Annotated in this window: 10 protein-coding genes and 1 pseudogene; 10 read left to right on the top strand and 1 reads right to left on the bottom strand. The window is 40.8% G+C overall.

Features of this window, described 5'->3' with window-relative positions; all coding sequences use genetic code 11:
- Position 1: 1 nt before the first annotated feature.
- From LRA01S_RS07745 to LRA01S_RS07720, 7 genes and pseudogenes are all read left to right on the top strand, one after another.
- A complete protein-coding gene (locus LRA01S_RS07745) occupies positions 2-1,783 on the top strand; it encodes a glycoside hydrolase family 13 protein (protein ID WP_239519088.1) in 1,782 nt (593 codons plus the stop codon).
- A 126-nt stretch (positions 1,784-1,909) separates the two neighbouring features.
- A pseudogene (glgB, locus tag LRA01S_RS07740) lies at positions 1,910-3,808 on the top strand (1,4-alpha-glucan branching protein GlgB); the annotation flags it as partial.
- 27 nt (positions 3,809-3,835) lie between these two features.
- Entirely contained in the window at positions 3,836-4,111 is a 276-nt protein-coding gene (locus LRA01S_RS11420; RefSeq protein WP_373279978.1) for a transposase, read from the top strand.
- An 89-nt stretch (positions 4,112-4,200) separates the two neighbouring features.
- On the top strand, positions 4,201-5,346 hold the full coding sequence (locus tag LRA01S_RS07735) for a glucose-1-phosphate adenylyltransferase (protein ID WP_061775062.1): 1,146 nt from the start codon (positions 4,201-4,203) through the stop codon (positions 5,344-5,346).
- Complete coding sequence (gene glgD / locus LRA01S_RS07730) at positions 5,333-6,481, top strand: glucose-1-phosphate adenylyltransferase subunit GlgD (protein WP_061775061.1); 1,149 nt, start codon at positions 5,333-5,335, stop codon at positions 6,479-6,481. The genes LRA01S_RS07735 and glgD overlap by 14 nt, the downstream gene beginning before the upstream one ends.
- On the top strand, positions 6,478-7,917 hold the full coding sequence (glgA, locus tag LRA01S_RS07725) for a glycogen synthase GlgA (protein WP_061775060.1): 1,440 nt from the start codon (positions 6,478-6,480) through the stop codon (positions 7,915-7,917). The genes glgD and glgA overlap by 4 nt, the downstream gene beginning before the upstream one ends.
- Before the next feature lie 125 nt (positions 7,918-8,042).
- Complete coding sequence (locus tag LRA01S_RS07720) at positions 8,043-10,433, top strand: glycogen/starch/alpha-glucan phosphorylase (protein WP_061775059.1); 2,391 nt, start codon at positions 8,043-8,045, stop codon at positions 10,431-10,433.
- Between the two features lie 240 nt (positions 10,434-10,673).
- On the opposite strand, the gene LRA01S_RS07715 is transcribed toward LRA01S_RS07720, so the two are convergent.
- Positions 10,674-11,864 (bottom strand): BaiN/RdsA family NAD(P)/FAD-dependent oxidoreductase, encoded by a 1,191-nt coding sequence (locus LRA01S_RS07715; protein ID WP_061775058.1) that lies wholly within the window; start codon positions 11,862-11,864, stop codon positions 10,674-10,676.
- 250 nt (positions 11,865-12,114) lie between these two features.
- On the opposite strand from LRA01S_RS07715, the gene LRA01S_RS07710 reads away from it, so the two are divergent.
- From LRA01S_RS07710 to LRA01S_RS07700, 3 genes are read left to right on the top strand one after another with little or no spacing between them, the layout of a single operon-like run.
- Positions 12,115-13,701, top strand: coding sequence for an FtsX-like permease family protein (locus LRA01S_RS07710; protein WP_061775057.1), 1,587 nt, complete (start codon positions 12,115-12,117; stop codon positions 13,699-13,701).
- A 6-nt stretch (positions 13,702-13,707) separates the two neighbouring features.
- On the top strand, positions 13,708-14,379 hold the full coding sequence (locus tag LRA01S_RS07705) for an ABC transporter ATP-binding protein (RefSeq protein ID WP_061775056.1): 672 nt from the start codon (positions 13,708-13,710) through the stop codon (positions 14,377-14,379).
- Positions 14,372-15,781 (top strand): PASTA domain-containing protein, encoded by a 1,410-nt coding sequence (locus tag LRA01S_RS07700; protein ID WP_061775055.1) that lies wholly within the window; start codon positions 14,372-14,374, stop codon positions 15,779-15,781. Before LRA01S_RS07705 ends, LRA01S_RS07700 begins: the two co-directional genes overlap by 8 nt.
- Positions 15,782-15,791 lie beyond the last annotated feature (10 nt).

Below are 15,791 nucleotides of genomic sequence, written 5' to 3'. Positions count from 1 at the left end.
TATGGCTGAAATCACTTATAATTCTTGGCTACAGGAGCATAAACGACCATTTGGCGCTGTCCTTGTCGGGACAACGGTTGAATTTGACTTGATGATTCAAACACAGCATCAGGTTGCGGTCAATATCGTTTTACAATTTGAAAATGGCTTTAAATCTTATGAAAAAATGACGGCCATTTCTGATGGTGTCTTTCGCATGACCTTACCTAATCTGACAGAAATTGGCTTTTATAACTATTATTTCCAAATTACTGAGTTTGATGACACTCATGAGTACCGTTATTTTTACGGTGCGACTGATATTGGAGGAGGGCCTGGTACGACTTATGTGGATGAAATTTCAGTTATTCCCTACACCCAAACGATTTTCCTAAAACGTGAAAAGGCGCCCGACTGGTATCGCCAAGCGATTTTCTATCAAATCTTCCCAGATTCCTTTGCTAAAAAAGGACATCTAGAAAATCCTAAGGATAATATTTTTTTCTATGGTAAAGAGACAGATTCTCCTTACTATATCAGGGAAGCTAATGGTGACATCACACATTGGACTTATTATGGTGGAAATTTAGCAGGTATTATCGATAAAATCCCCTATCTCAAATCACTGGGCATCACTGCGCTTTATCTCAATCCGATTTTTGAAGCCAGAAGTTCTCATCGCTACGATACCAGTGACTACATGAAAATTGATCCCGTTTTGGGCACTGAGTCTGATTTTAAGCTGCTGGTTGATACCTTGCACAAAGAAGGAATGCATCTGATTTTAGATGGTGTTTTTTCCCATGTCGGTAGAAATTCTAAATATTTTGATTTTGACGGCAAGTCTGGTGGTCAAGGCGCTTATCAAACGATGCAATCTCCTTACTTTGATTGGTTTACATTTAATCAATACCCTGATGATTACAAATCTTGGTGGGGGATTAAAGATTTACCAACCATTGATAAAACGAAAGAGAATTTTCAGCAGTATATCTATGGAGAGCACGATAGTGTGCTCAGCAAATGGAATGATTTAGGAATTGACGGTTGGCGTTTGGATGTAGCTGACGAGTTGCCGGATGTCTTCATTAAAGGCATTCGCGATACCTTGGAAAATTATCCTGAGCAAGTCTTGATTGGTGAGGTATGGGAAGATGCGTCACGCAAGGTTGCCTATAATCAACACCGTAAATATATCTATGGCGATGCTTTGCATGCAACGATGAATTATCCATTTCGAGATATTATTTTGGGTCTTGTGAGGGGTGAAATGACACCAGAAACGGCTGCAAGAAAGCTCATGCAGCTATCAGAAAACTATCCGACAGATGTCTTTTTAAATAATTTTAATAACATCGGTACCCATGATACCGAGCGTATTTTAACGCAGTTGGGACAAAATCTAACGAAATTAGATCTGGCAGTCGGGTTATTGATGACCTTGCCAGGTGTACCAACTATTTATTACGGAGATGAAGCTGGTCTAGTTGGGCACAAAGACCCTGAAAATCGGGCTTTTTTCCCTTGGGAAAATGTTAATGAATCAACACGTAAGATTTATCAAAAATGGATCAAAATTAGACAATCTACCTCTGTTTTGACGACTGGTAATCTATCATTGTTCTATTCTGACAGAATTTTCGGTCTTATTAGGGATGATTCACATGAAACTGCTGTCTTTGTGTTCAATATATCGAATCAAGGGATGATGGTTGATTTAAATGACATGACTTTTCTAAACAAAAAAGTTGATTATCCCGCATTCTTTTTGGGTGCTTTTGAAAGTGTCTATAAATTTAAATAACAAAAAAGAAGACTGTCTGAATAGACTGTCTTTTCTTATAATATATAAAATATTTTGTCATAAAGGAAATATTGTGATAAGATGAGTATGTAAAGTAATAAATAAATGACAAGAAAGGGGACAATTATGAATCAAAAATTAGCAGATGAGGCCCTGAGGACGTTCACAACGGGAGAAAACTTTCATGTGCAGCATTATTTAGGTTGCCATCAAACCAAAAATGGGCGTGTTTTTCGAGTCTGGGCACCAAATGCGCAGCAGGTGCAATTGATTGGCGATATGACAGATTGGCGAGATCATCCCGTGCCAATGTCACGCAATGATCACGGTGTCTGGGAAGTGACCTTGTCTGATACACAGGCTAGTGCAGGTGTTTATTACAAGTATCTTGTGACACGTGCGTCAGGACAAGTGATTGAAAAAATGGATCCATATGCGATTCGTTTTGGAGAGCGACCAGATACGGCAGCCCAAATCTATGATGTCAAGCCTAAGGAATGGCAGGATAAGGATTGGGTGACGGCGCGTCGCAAGGCTAATATGTTCAGTGCGCCACTGAATATCTATGAAGTCCATGCTGGCTCTTGGCAACGCCATGAAGATGGTAGGCTCTATACTTTTTCAGATTTGACAGCAACCTTGATCCCCTATGTCAAATCACTCGGCTATACCCACATAGAATTTATGCCACTTATGACCCATCCCTTAGGCATGAGCTGGGGTTATCAGTTAACAGGATATTTCGCTTTGGAGCACACCTATGGGACACCAGAAGAATTTCAGAATTTTGTCGAAGCAGCGCATTTGTCAGGATTAGGTGTTATCGTGGATTGGGTGCCAGGACATTTCTCGCAAAATGATGATGCGCTTGCGTATTTTGATGGTACGCCGACTTATGAGTATCAAGATGGCAATCGTGCCCGTAACGTTGGGTGGCAGGCTTTAAATTTTGATCTGTCTAAACCACAAGTCCAAGCCTTTCTCATTTCATCCCTTAAATTTTGGATTGATTTCTATCACATTGATGGTGTTCGAATTGATGCAGTATCCAATATGCTTTATCTGGACTATGATCAAGGGCCATGGACGCCAAATCCAGATGGTTCCAACACCAATCATGACGGTGTTGAATTTTTCAAAAAATTGACAAGTGTGATTAAACTCGCACATCCTGATGTCATCATGGCAGCAGAAGAAGCTAGCAGTCAAATCAAGATCACAGGCATGTTAGAGATGGGCGGTCTAGGCTTCGACTTCAAATGGAACATGGGGTGGATGAATGACGTTCTGAGATTTTATCAGATGGATCCCCTCTATCGTGGGCAACATTTCAGCTTGCTGACCTTTAGCTTCATGTATATGATGGATGAAAACTTTATCTTACCTTTTTCACATGATGAAGTCGTTCACGGTAAAAAATCCCTCATGCATAAGATGTGGGGAGACCGTTACCAGCAATTCTCAGGTCTAAGAAACCTTCTAGCCTATCAGATTTGTCATCCTGGCAAAAAACTCCTCTTTATGGGACAAGAGTTTGGCCAATTTTTGGAATGGAAATATGACTGGCAACTAGAATGGGCAGTCTCTGATGAGATGAACGACCAGATGCAAGCCTTCACGACAGCGCTTGCGCATTTTTATCAGGCGTCGCCACAATTGTTCGAACTGGACCATGATTACGCGGGATTTGAAGTCATCGACGCGGATAACACCGCGGAGAGTGTCCTGAGTTTCATCCGGAAAGATGCGTCAGGCAATCAGTTGATTTGTGTCTTTAATATGGCACCGATTGAACGTGCAAACTTTACCATTGGGGTCCCGTTTGCGGGAGCCTATACAGAGGTGCTTAATTCAGAGATGACTGAATTTGGCGGTTCGTGGTTAGCGCACAATGCTGATACAGCGACACAAAAAGGTCAGTGGAAGGATTATCAAAACACGCTGAGCTTTACATTGCCGGCACTTGGAGCCGTGATATGGAAGCTATCGAAAGACGATGGTGAAGCACAAACCAAGAAAAAAAAGTCTGTTAAAAAATCAGCTAAGAAATCCATTAAGTCAAGCCCTCAAACAACAGCCGACGATATTCATCAGCTTACTGATGCCGAATGGGATTTGTTAGCCGAGTATTTCCCTATGGGAAGTCGAGCGAAATATGAGAAGCGCGACCTAGTCAACGCCGCCCTCTATATTCAGCAGACTGGAACAGTTTGGGCTAAATTACCTGCGATCTATCCACCATATGGTACTGTATACGCCTTTTATAAGCGGACTTTAAAAAATGGTAACTGGCAAAAGGTGCTAGATGTGCTTGACAAAAAAATCTAATCTTAAGTTTATCTGGTAGCACATGACCTTGTCTTAACATGTGGCATAGTCTGCCTTGATATAAATGTGAATGAAAAGAAGGAGAAAGTATGAAAGAAGAAATGCTTGCGCTGATTTTAGCAGGGGGGCAAGGCACACGTCTGGGTGCTCTGACATCAACTGTCGCTAAACCAGCAGTTCAATTTGGTGGTCGCTATCGGATTATTGACTTTGCACTTTCAAACTGTGCCAACTCAGGTATTAAAAATGTTGGTGTGATTACACAATATGAACCTCTTGAACTTAATGCCCATGTCGGTAATGGCTCTGCTTGGGGGCTTGACGGCATCAATAGTGGCGTGACGATTTTGCAACCGTATTCAGCGACGGAAGGCAATAAATGGTTTGAAGGGACCAGTCACGCCATCTATCAAAATATCGGCTACATTGACAAACTAGATCCGGACTACGTCTTGATTTTGTCTGGTGACCACATCTATAAAATGGACTACGATGACATGTTACACGCGCATAAAGATAGCCAAGCTAACTTGACTGTAGCTGTTATGGATGTCCCAATAGAAGAAGCTAGTCGTTTTGGTATCATGAACACAGACACGTCTAACCGGATTGTTGAATTTGAAGAAAAACCAGAGAATCCGAAGTCAACCAAAGCCTCTATGGGGATTTACATTTTCAACTGGAAAGAGTTGCGCCAAATTTTAGAAAGTGGCGAAAAAAATCAGATTGATATGTCTGACTTTGGTAAAAATGTTATTCCAACTTACCTGGAAGCAGGTGAACGCGTTTATGCTTATGAATTTTCAGGCTATTGGAAAGACGTAGGTACGATTGAATCTCTACATGAAGCCAACATGGAGTATATTTCACCAGAAAATGAATTGGACAGCCGTGATCGTAGCTGGAAAATATATTCTCATAATGAAATTGCACCACCTAATTTCATCAGCGATACCGCAAAAGTACGGGATTCTCTCGTTGTCGATGGTGCCATTGTTGCGGGTTCTGTAAAACATTCGATTATTTCAACCAATGCGCAAATTCATGAGACAGCAGAAGTAGAAGATTCATTTATTATGACGAATTGTATTATCGAGCCAGGCGCAGTCGTGAAGAACGCCATAATTGGTGAAGGCAGTCGAATCGGTACCAATGTGAAAATCATAGGGACTAAGAAAGAAATCGCAGTTGTAGGCTATAAAGAAAAAGTGGGGTTAGAAGATGAAGATCGGTAAATATTGTGCCATTTTAGGAAATGCACTTGGAACACATAAACTAGACCAATTAGTGAATTCACGACCACTTGCCACCCTACCATTTGATGGCAAATATCGCTTGATTGATTTCCAACTCTCTAATTTGGTTAATGCAGGAATTACCAATATTTGTGGTGTTTTCTCACAAAAAAATGTCCCATCTGTTTTGGACCATATCAGAACTGGTCGTGAGTGGGGGCTTAACTCACTTTTGAATCATTTCTTTGTAGGATTCTATAGTAATGATGACATTGGAGAAACCGTTACGGATTCGACTTATTACCCGCAACTTTTAACTTTCTTGCGTCGGTCACATAGCGTCTACACTGTGTTCTCGACTGCTGATGTGCTCTGTAATATCAACTTAGAGCAGCTGATTCATGTTCATGAAGTTAATCAGAGAAACATGAGTGTCGTTTATAAAAAGATGCCGAAAGAACAGATGAGTTCAGTTAACAGTGTCCTTAATCTGGATGAAACAGATACAGTCTCATGTGTAAAAGACTATGATGCTAGCCACTACGCTGAAGATGACTTGATTGCTATGTCAACAGGGATTTACATCATCAATACAGATTTCTTGATTAGTTTAATGGAAGTTGAGCAGTACGAAGAATCACCAAGAAAACTTCGCTATCTCTTATTAGATAAGTTAGTGGATGTTGCTGCACTTGGCTATGAGTACGCGGGTTACATGAAAAATATTCATGATGTCAAATCTTACTATGATGCCAATATGGATATGTTAGATCCTCAGAAATTCACGTCACTATTACATGCGACACAAAAAGTTTATACTAAAGTGAAAAACGAAGAAGCGACATATTTTGCCAATTCGTCTGAAATTTTCAACTCACAATTTGCATCTGGCTCAGTCATCGAGGGGTGTGTTGAAAATTCAATCATTTCCCGTCGTTGTCAGCTTGAAAAAGAAGCGTGTATCTCGGATTCTATTATCTTTCCTAATGTCAAAATTGGTACAGGTGCACGTGTGCAGTACGCCATTGTTGATAAAGAAGTTGAAATTGCACCAGGTGTCCAAGTAATTGGCACAAAAGAAAAGCCGATCATTATTGAAAAACAAGGTCGTGTGACAGAGGATAGAACCCTATGAAGATATTATTAGTGGCAGCTGAAGCTGCACCGTTTATCAAAACGGGAGGCTTAGGTGATGTGATTGGTGCCCTGCCTAAATCACTGAAGCAAGACGCGACGACTGAAACGCGAGTTATCTTGCCATACTATAAGAAAATTGCTGAAAAATATGGGGCACAAGCTGAAGATGTCTTTTGGACATTTATCAATGTCGGCTGGCGTCATCAGTATGTGGGCATCAAAAAAATCGAGGTGGAAGGAACAGTCTTCTATTTCGTTGATAATGCAGACTATTTTGGTGGCCGTGACGAAGTTTATGGCTACGATGATGATGGCGAGCGTTTCGCTTTCTTCCAACTTGCTGTCGCGGAAGTCATCGAACGTTTGGACTTTGTCCCAGATATTCTCCACGTCAATGACTATCACACCGCCTTGTTGCCTTTTCTAATCAAGGAAAAATATAAATGGATTCAAGCTTTCTCTCAGATTAAGACAGTCTTAACGATTCATAATATTGAATTTCAAGGTTATTTTGATCCGAATATGTTACCCGATTTATTTGGTATGGGAACAGAGCGCTACGAAGATGGTACGGTCCGCTTGGCCGACTGTTTTAACTGGTTAAAAACGGGAATTCTATACGCAGATCGTGTGACGACTGTGTCGCCTACTTATGCTGAGGAAATTAAGACATCTGAGTTTGGTAAAGGCTTGGAGGTTATCTTGCGAATGGAATCAGGCAAGTTAACGGGCTTGATTAACGGGATTGATACAGCACTCTATGATCCGATGACGGATCCAAATCTCGCTGTGCCGTTTAATGCAGGTGATTTATCTGGCAAATATGCCAATAAAAAAATCCTCCAAGAGCGTCTAGGTTTGCCAGTCAGAGATGATGTGCCGGTGATTGGTATCGTCAGTCGCTTGACATATCAAAAAGGCTTTAATCTCGTGGTTGATGAGATGATTCATATTTTGGAACGTGATGTGCAAGTCGTTTTATTGGGCACGGGTGATCCAAGATTTGAGCATGACTTTGCCTACTTTGGTCAGGCCTATCCAGATAAATTCTCAGCTAATATCACCTTTAATTTAGAATTAGCACAGATGATTTATGCTGGGAGTGATCTCTTCTTAATGCCCTCAGCCTTTGAGCCATGTGGCTTATCACAAATGATGAGCATGCGTTATGGCACACTGCCTTTGGTACATGAAACTGGCGGATTAAAAGATACAGTTCAGCCTTATAACCAATTCGATGGTAGCGGGACAGGCTTTAGCTTCCATGAATTTTCTGGTTACCAAATGACCCAAACGCTATTTTATGCCCTAGATGTTTACTTTAATCAGCCGACTGCTTGGGCGAACTTACAAAAACAAGCCATGATAGCTGACTTCTCTTGGGATACGGCAAGTCTTGCCTATCTTGAGCTCTATCAAGCACTAATGGGCTAAGTTCACTCTAAAATGTCCAAAATAAAAATTTTAGAGTGAGCCTTACCCTAAAAGTATGTTAAAATAAAATTAATGTGATGATAACACATCCCAAACATACCAAATAAGATGAGGTGGCTATCGTGATGCAATTAACTAAAGAAAAAATTATCCAAGATTTTAAAATGCAGCTTCATGAAGATTTCATGATTAAAAATGATGAAGCAACAGCTGATGAACGCTTTATTGCATTAGCAAAACAAATTAAATGTTATGTTATGCCGGACTGGCTCCGTCATCGTGCTGAAATCGTTAAAGAACAGAAAAAAACAGCCTATTATTTCTCAATTGAATTTTTACCAGGTAAGATGCTACAGACTAACCTTTTGAACCTTGGCATCTATGACCTGGTTCAGGAAGCCTTGAGTGAGCTTGGTGTTGACCTCATGGATTTGGTCGAAGCTGAGCGTGACATGGCTCTAGGTAATGGTGGTCTAGGACGTTTAGCGTCTTGCTTTATGGATAGCCTACCGACCATCGGTGCACCAGGATTTGGGAACGGGATTCGGTATAAATATGGCTTGTTTAAACAAAAAATTGTGAATGGCTACCAAGTTGAACTACCAGATGCTTGGCTATCTTCTGATGGTAATGTCTGGGAGACAAAGAAACCGCACGCGGCAGTAGATGTCAAAATCTATGGTAATGTCTACCTCGTTCCCCAAGAGAATGGCGATTTAAAACCTGTCTACGAAAATGTTAAGACCCTGCATGCGGTGCCTTACGACATTACGCAAATCGGCTTTAACAATGACGTGGTAAATAATTTGCGTCTGTGGGATGTGGAAATTCCAGAGAAATATGAGCTTGATTATCCGACTCTAGCTGATCGTCGTCGAATCGAGGATATTACAAGTGTGCTGTATCCAGATGATGCGACGCGTGAGGGTCAATCTCTGCGTTTGATTCAGGAATATTTCATGGTCTCTGCTGGCTTGCAGACAATTGTCACGTCTTATGCTAAGATGGGCTTGCCGATGGCGCAGATTCATGAGAAAGTAGCGGTGCATATCAATGATACACATCCGGCCATGGCAGTACCTGAGCTCATGCGTATCCTGATCGATGACTATAATCTAGAGTGGGAAGTAGCTTGGGCAACGACAACGAAAGTCATGAGTTATACCAACCATACCGTACTTTCTGAAGCATTGGAAAAATGGGATGCGGGTCTGTTTAAAGAAATCGTGCCCCGAATTTATCAGATTGTCGGAGAGATTGATCGTCAATTTGTCAAAACATGGGCAGGTAAAGTCGATGCATCAGTGATTGATCATACACGGGTTATTCAAAATGGTCAGATTCATATGGCTAATTTGTCGATTATCGGTGGTCATTCAGTCAATGGCGTTGCAAAACTTCATACAGAGTTATTGATTGAAGATGTTCTCAAAGATTTTTATCTCCTCTATCCAGAGAAGTTTAACAATAAAACTAATGGGATCGCTCAACGCCGCTGGAGTCAAATTGCTAATCCAGGCATGTCTGCTTTATTAGACAAGCAAATCGGTAAAGGCTGGCGCTCAAACGTTCATGAGTTATCAAAATTAGAAGAATTCCTTGATGATGCAGCTGTCCAGCATGACTTTTACCAAGTTAAACAGGCTAATAAGCAGCGTTTGGCTGATTTCGTGAAGAAAACGCAAGGGATTGATTTGCCAATTCATGCCATTTTCGATGTACAAGTTAAGCGACTTCATGCCTATAAACGTCAGTTGCTCAATGTCATGCACATCATTAAACTCTACCAAGATTTGAAAGATGATCCGACTTTAGAAATTACACCACGTGTTTTCTTCTTTGGTGCTAAGGCAGCACCTGGCTATCACTTTGCCAAATCTGTGATTAAGATCATCAACGAATTGGCTAATTTGATCAACCAGGACGAGAGCCTGAGAGATCAGCTCAAGGTTGTTTTCCTAGAAAACTATAACGTCAGCCTAGCAGAACTTATCGTGCCTGCAGCAGATGTGTCTGAGCAGATTTCAACAGCCGGAAAAGAAGCCAGCGGTACTTCTAATATGAAATTCATGTTGAATGGGGCAATTACGCTTGCGACACTTGATGGTGCTAACATCGAAATCAAGGATGCTGTCGGTGAGGACAACATTGTCATATTCGGTATGGATAAGGATGCGGTTTATGACCACTATGCACGTCATGACTATAATTCTCGCCACATCTATGAAACAAATCCGAGACTGAAACGCGTCGTGGATGCTTTTACAGATGGGACGATTCCAAATACTCAATATGAAGGTTATGAAATTTGGGATGCCTTGATTTCTTATAATGACGAATATTTCTTACTGGAAGACTTTGATGATTATGTGGCGAAACAAGCCTACATTTCAGAACTTTATAAGGATAAAAACACTTGGCAGTCTAAGGCCATGAAAAATATTGCTAACTCAGGTCGTTTCTCAAGTGATGATACGATCGAGCTCTATGCGCGTGAAATTTGGGGTATTCTGTAAACTGTCAAAAGAGTCAGGGACAAAAGTCTTTAGCCACTAAAAAAGAAAAGCACACTAGGCAATGCGCTCAAAACTGCCAGTCTGCTTTTCTCTTTTTTTATACTATTTCTTACAGTATGATTATGTTACTAGATAATTTGTCCAAAGTGATACAGAAATAGACTGTGAACGGCTCTGACTAACATCGAAAAACGTTCATCCCCTATGATTCTCGGACTTTTGTTCCAGTCACTTACTGATTTAACTGATCCCAGCCACCCAACCAGTTGCGAGGGCTGAGGTGATGTTATAGCCGCCAGTATGAGCGTTAATATCCAGAACTTCCCCTGCAAAATGCAGGTTTTCCACTGTTTTACTCATGAGCGTTTTAGGCTTGATCTCACTCAAGTCGACGCCACCAGCGGTAACAAAGGACTTAGCCAAGCTCATGGTACCCGTGACTTTTATCGGGAAGCTTTTCATGAGATGAAAGAGTTCGGTTAATTTTTTAACAGAGATTTGTTTGACCTTAGCATCTAGATCAATCCCAGCTGTGGTGATGAGAAACTCTGCTAAACGTTCTTGGAGCAGCAGTTTTGCGACGTTCTTCACAGACTTGTCTCTCAGCTCTTCAAATTTGTCAGAGAGCTCGTCCTCAGACACTGTCGGTAGAAAATCGAGTGTGACATCATCAGTACCATTGCCCGTGACGAAAGTTGAAGCGCGCAGGGCTGCAGGGCCAGAGAGGCCAAAGTGGGTGAAGAGGAGGTCGTGGGTGATGGGGTGGTTGTTAATGGTTAGCGTGATCTCGCGTAGGGAGATCCCCTGTAAGGTTTTGTGGGGGAAGTCTGTGGTGAGCGGGCTTTCGGCCGGTTTGAGGTCGGTAACTTTCAGCTTGAAGTGTCGCGCAATGTCATGGCCGTAACCGGTCGATCCGGTTGAAGGGTAGGATTTGCCACCAGTCGTGACGATGAGTTTGCGACTGGTGAAGGTGGTATCGGCTGTTTTGACTAAGAAGTTGCCGTCGTCTGCTTTAGTGGTCGAAAGCACCTCTGAGTTGGTCGCAATCGTGACACCTTGCTCGACCATTTTAGCCTGGAGGGCGGAGATGATGGTCTGTGATTTGTCTGTTGTTGGAAAGACGCGGCCGTGGTCTTCGATTTTAAGGGGCGTGCCATTGTCTTCAAAAAAGGCAATAATATCATGGTTATCGAACTGGGCAAAGGTGCTGTAGAGGAACTTGCCACCGTGTGGGATATTCTCGAGGATTTCTTCCAGCGTGCCGTTATTGGTCACGTTACAGCGACCGCCACCTGTCATAGAAAGTTTTTTACCAAGTTTCTTATTTTTTTCTAGCATCAGTGTCTTGTGGCCGTAGTAGCTGCTGGCAACGGCTGCCATCATCCCTGCAGGGCCACCACCGATAATAATCGTATCATAATTTGTTTTCATATCTTTTATTGTAGCATATCTCTGTCTTGGCTGAACGATAATCGCTTAATCTCTTCTAGTATTCAGGTAGATTTTCTTTGAAATCCCTAGCTTATCATTGACAAAGGCATTTGTACTACATATAATAGTACACATAGAACAATAATGTGTGATATCGATGTTCGATGTGTTTGATAATATTGAATGATTAAAATGTTTCATTTTTAATGGCACCTGAAGTGAATGGTGAATGAGGAGAATAGGGAGAATTATGAATTTTTTTAAACGAGCAATCCGCTCAGTTACACGACAAAAGTCGAAATCAATGATCCTGTTTGCGGTCATTTTTATACTGGGTAATATTTTAGCGGGTAGTGTCATCATTCAGCAGTCCACACAAAATGTTGAAAAAACGACCAAAGAGCAAATGGGTGCTATCGCGACAGTTGGGATAGACTGGAGTGACACTAAGAGACAAAAAGAAATGGAAAGCATGACAAGTGCTGACTATTCAGCACTTGATGAAAAAATGATTCAAAAAATTGCGGATAGTCCTTATGTTAAAAACTATGATTATTCGGAACAGACTGGCTTTGAATCTAAGCTATTGAAGACATATGATCCGGCAGCGGATAAAAAATCTGAGGATAAAGAGAATAGTAGCAACGAAGCAAATGGTGGTTTTATCAACACCTACATTCCAGTTAGGGGTGTCCAAGATCCTAAAATTATGGATATTGCTTTAGGAAAAATTAAATTGGCTGAAGGTAGTGTCTTCACGGCAGATGACATTGCAAAAGGGGCAAATGTTGTCTTGATTTCTAAGAAGTTCGCTGAAAAAAATGGGCTACATGTTGGAGATGAGATGACCCTTGACCAAAGTACTCAAGGGCTGGGTAATACTGATAATGCTGAAAGCAAGCCAGAAAATGTCAAAACATATGATACGAAAGTTAAGGTCGTTGGAATCTATGATGTGCTAGAAGCGGTTCAGAAAAAATCAGGTCAATCTGGCAAAGCCTCTAACGGTTCAGTTGTTCATGCGGCAGCTTTTCCTGGCGGTTCAGGGCAAGAAGCCTTTGATTTTGATAATTACAACACGATCTATATGCCTAATAAAGCTGTTCATAATATGGATCAAGGTTTTAGGCAAATGGTGATGACTGATTATCCGGATACGATGGCTGGTATGAGTGAAGAAGACGCAGAAGCTGCCTATAAGCCTTACTACATTCCGATTTTTCAGTTGAAATCAGTGGATGACCTTGAAAAGTTTAAAGCTGACACAAAACCACTTTTACCGAAATTCTTTTCGGTGATGGCTTCCACAGATGAATTTAATAACATAGCGGGTCAATTTAATAAATTATCTAAGATTGCAAAGGCTGTGATTATTGCTGCGGTTCTTCTCTCGATTGTATTAATCTTGTTGGTTATCTTGCTCTTTATGCGAGATCGAAAACGTGAGTTGGGCATTTATCTGTCACTTGGTGATAAAAAGTCAAATGTCATTTTACAAATCATGATTGAAGTGTTGACGGTTGCGATTGTTGCGCTTGTGATTTCACTCATTACAGGGAAGTTCTTAGGCAGTTTTGCCTCTGAAGCCTTTCTTAACTCAGACAGTGGTCAGGTGATAGATAATATGATGGGTGGTAGTGTGATGAATTCATCAGCTATGTTTAATACAGGTGTGACGTTTGATGCGAAAACGATCGCTGATAATTATGCTGTTTCATTTACACCATTCTACATTGTTACTTATCTACTTACGGGTTTAGGAACCGTCATTATTTCAGTCCTGTTATCAACGCTTTATATCTTCAAATTAAAGCCAAAGAAAATCTTGTTGGGGTAAAGAGCTATGTCAATTATTGAAACAAAAAAACTGAATTATTACTATCAAGATGGGGACATGCAACGCTATATTTTACGTGATGTCTCAGTTAGCTTTGAAAAGGGGCGATTCTATACTATTGTCGGAGAGTCAGGTTCTGGCAAAACAACATTTTTATCCATGATTGCAGGTTTGGATGTAGCTAAAGAAGGCCAAGTCCTTTTTGAAAGTACAGATATACAGACGATTGGCCTTGAAAATTACCGTCGTAATAAGATCTCGATTGTCTTTCAAAATAATAATCTGGTTCCTTACTTAACGGCTGCTGAAAATGTCCTTGTGACCATGGATATTACGGATAATGTCTTACCAGCCGATCAGAAGGCTGTAGCTTATAATCTGTTGGATTATATCGGTATTACGCGTGAAAAGGCAGATCGTCTAGTTAGTGAGTTATCAGGTGGTGAGCAGCAACGGATTGCGATTGCTCGAGCCCTTGCAACCAATAGTGATGTCATCCTTGCTGATGAGCCAACAGGAAACCTTGATGAAGAACGAGAGCGTGAGATTATCGAAATCTTTAAACGTTTAGCACATGAGAATGATAAGGCTGTGATTGTTGTGACCCATTCCCAAGAAGTGGCTGAAAAATCAGATGTGACTTACCGTCTGAAAAAAGGAAATTTAATTAATGAGTGATTTTTTATCAAATTTTACGAACGATAAATATAAGAAGACTGTTGCTGATCATCAAGATGTAGCATCAGATGTAGAAACTACAGTTTCTGAAGTAGACACCTCATCATTCGAACAAACTGCCTCAGAGACTTTTGAAGCAACTACAGAGGTTGGTAATGAACTATCAGAAAATGAGATAGACAGTGACTCAGAATCAACTTCGACCAATCTAACGACATCTACCCATGAGGAAGATGATTTACTTGTCAAAGATCAATCTTTTGCTAAAAAACAAAAAATGAAGCGTGGCATTATCGGTTGCGTTAGTATCTTGGCGGTGATTGGTATTTCTTGGTTTTATTATGGTCAAACACATATTAAAGTGCCAGATTTCATAGGGAAATCTGTGAGTACAGCACAAACTTGGGCGGATGAACATAAGGTCAAATTAGATGTTAGCCGTGTCTATAACTTTGATGAAAAAGTTAATCAAGTTATTAAAGCAACAGACAAAAATCGAACAATATCTAAGAAAAAAACGGTTAAACTAACGGTTAGTCTAGGTGCTGATCCAAAAGAAAAAATTAAACTTCCGGATTTTTCTAAGATGCCAGTTGCTGAAACGCGTGACTTTATCAAGAAAAATAAGCTTGAAAATACGTCAGTACAACTGGAGTATTCAGAAACAATCGCAAAAGATACCTATCTTAAACAAACTTTTGCCAATCAAACTGTCACACTCGAAACTTTTAAACGTGAAGACAACCTGACATTATATTATTCTAAAGGTAAAGAACCGATTACGCAAAATATTGATGTGCCTGATTTTCTAAGTCAGACCAAGGAACAGATTAAGACTTGGAGTAAGGATAAAGGTGTCAAAGTCACTTTTGAGACAGAGGGAAGTGAAACGATTGAGGCGGATAAGGTGATTTCTCAATCAGTTGCTAAGGGGCAGAAAGTATCGAAAGCAGATACGATTACTATCAAGCTCTCGCTTGGTAAGCCCATGATTGTTCCTGATTTTTCACAGTTTACCTTTGACGAATCAAGTGGAGCAGCCAAAAATTTACCTGTCATCTCAAAACAAGTTTATAGTGATAACATCCCTTACGGTGGCTTTATCAGCCAGTCTGTGGCAGCGGGCACCCAGTATTTTGCAAAAGATACGATACCAGATATTATCGCAACATACTCGTTCGGTCGTGTCTACATCAAGGATTTGAAAGGGCAAACTGAGGGTGATTTGCAAGGGACTTTCTATAACGATTACACATCGAAAGGAGCTAACATCACATATCGCGTGCAATACGTGAATAGTTCCGAAACGAAAGGTATTGTTGTCGGTCAGAGTTCGCTTAATGAATTTGTACCACTGACTTGTACAATCATCGTCCAGATTAGTAACGGACATGAAAATTAACTAAAAATGG

This window comes from Pseudolactococcus raffinolactis NBRC 100932, assembly GCF_001591765.1.
In the GTDB taxonomy this organism is placed as follows: domain Bacteria; phylum Bacillota; class Bacilli; order Lactobacillales; family Streptococcaceae; genus Pseudolactococcus; species Pseudolactococcus raffinolactis.
The sequence above is the reverse complement of the archived record's forward strand: the minus strand, read 5'-3'. Positions and strand labels throughout refer to the sequence as shown.

Excerpts from the sequence above, each read along its gene's own strand:
- LRA01S_RS07710 (WP_061775057.1), top strand. The coding sequence starts at position 12,115 with ATGAATTTTTTTAAACGAGCAATCCGCTCAGTTACACGACAAAAGTCG.
- LRA01S_RS07735 (WP_061775062.1), top strand. The coding sequence starts at position 4,201 with ATGAAAGAAGAAATGCTTGCGCTGATTTTAGCAGGGGGGCAAGGCACA.
- LRA01S_RS07705 (WP_061775056.1), top strand. The coding sequence starts at position 13,708 with ATGTCAATTATTGAAACAAAAAAACTGAATTATTACTATCAAGATGGG.
- glgD (WP_061775061.1), top strand. The coding sequence starts at position 5,333 with ATGAAGATCGGTAAATATTGTGCCATTTTAGGAAATGCACTTGGAACA.
- LRA01S_RS07700 (WP_061775055.1), top strand. The coding sequence starts at position 14,372 with ATGAGTGATTTTTTATCAAATTTTACGAACGATAAATATAAGAAGACT.
- glgA (WP_061775060.1), top strand. The coding sequence starts at position 6,478 with ATGAAGATATTATTAGTGGCAGCTGAAGCTGCACCGTTTATCAAAACG.
- LRA01S_RS07745 (WP_239519088.1), top strand. The coding sequence starts at position 2 with ATGGCTGAAATCACTTATAATTCTTGGCTACAGGAGCATAAACGACCA.
- LRA01S_RS07715 (WP_061775058.1), bottom strand. The coding sequence starts at position 11,864 with ATGAAAACAAATTATGATACGATTATTATCGGTGGTGGCCCTGCAGGG.
- LRA01S_RS07720 (WP_061775059.1), top strand. The coding sequence starts at position 8,043 with ATGCAATTAACTAAAGAAAAAATTATCCAAGATTTTAAAATGCAGCTT.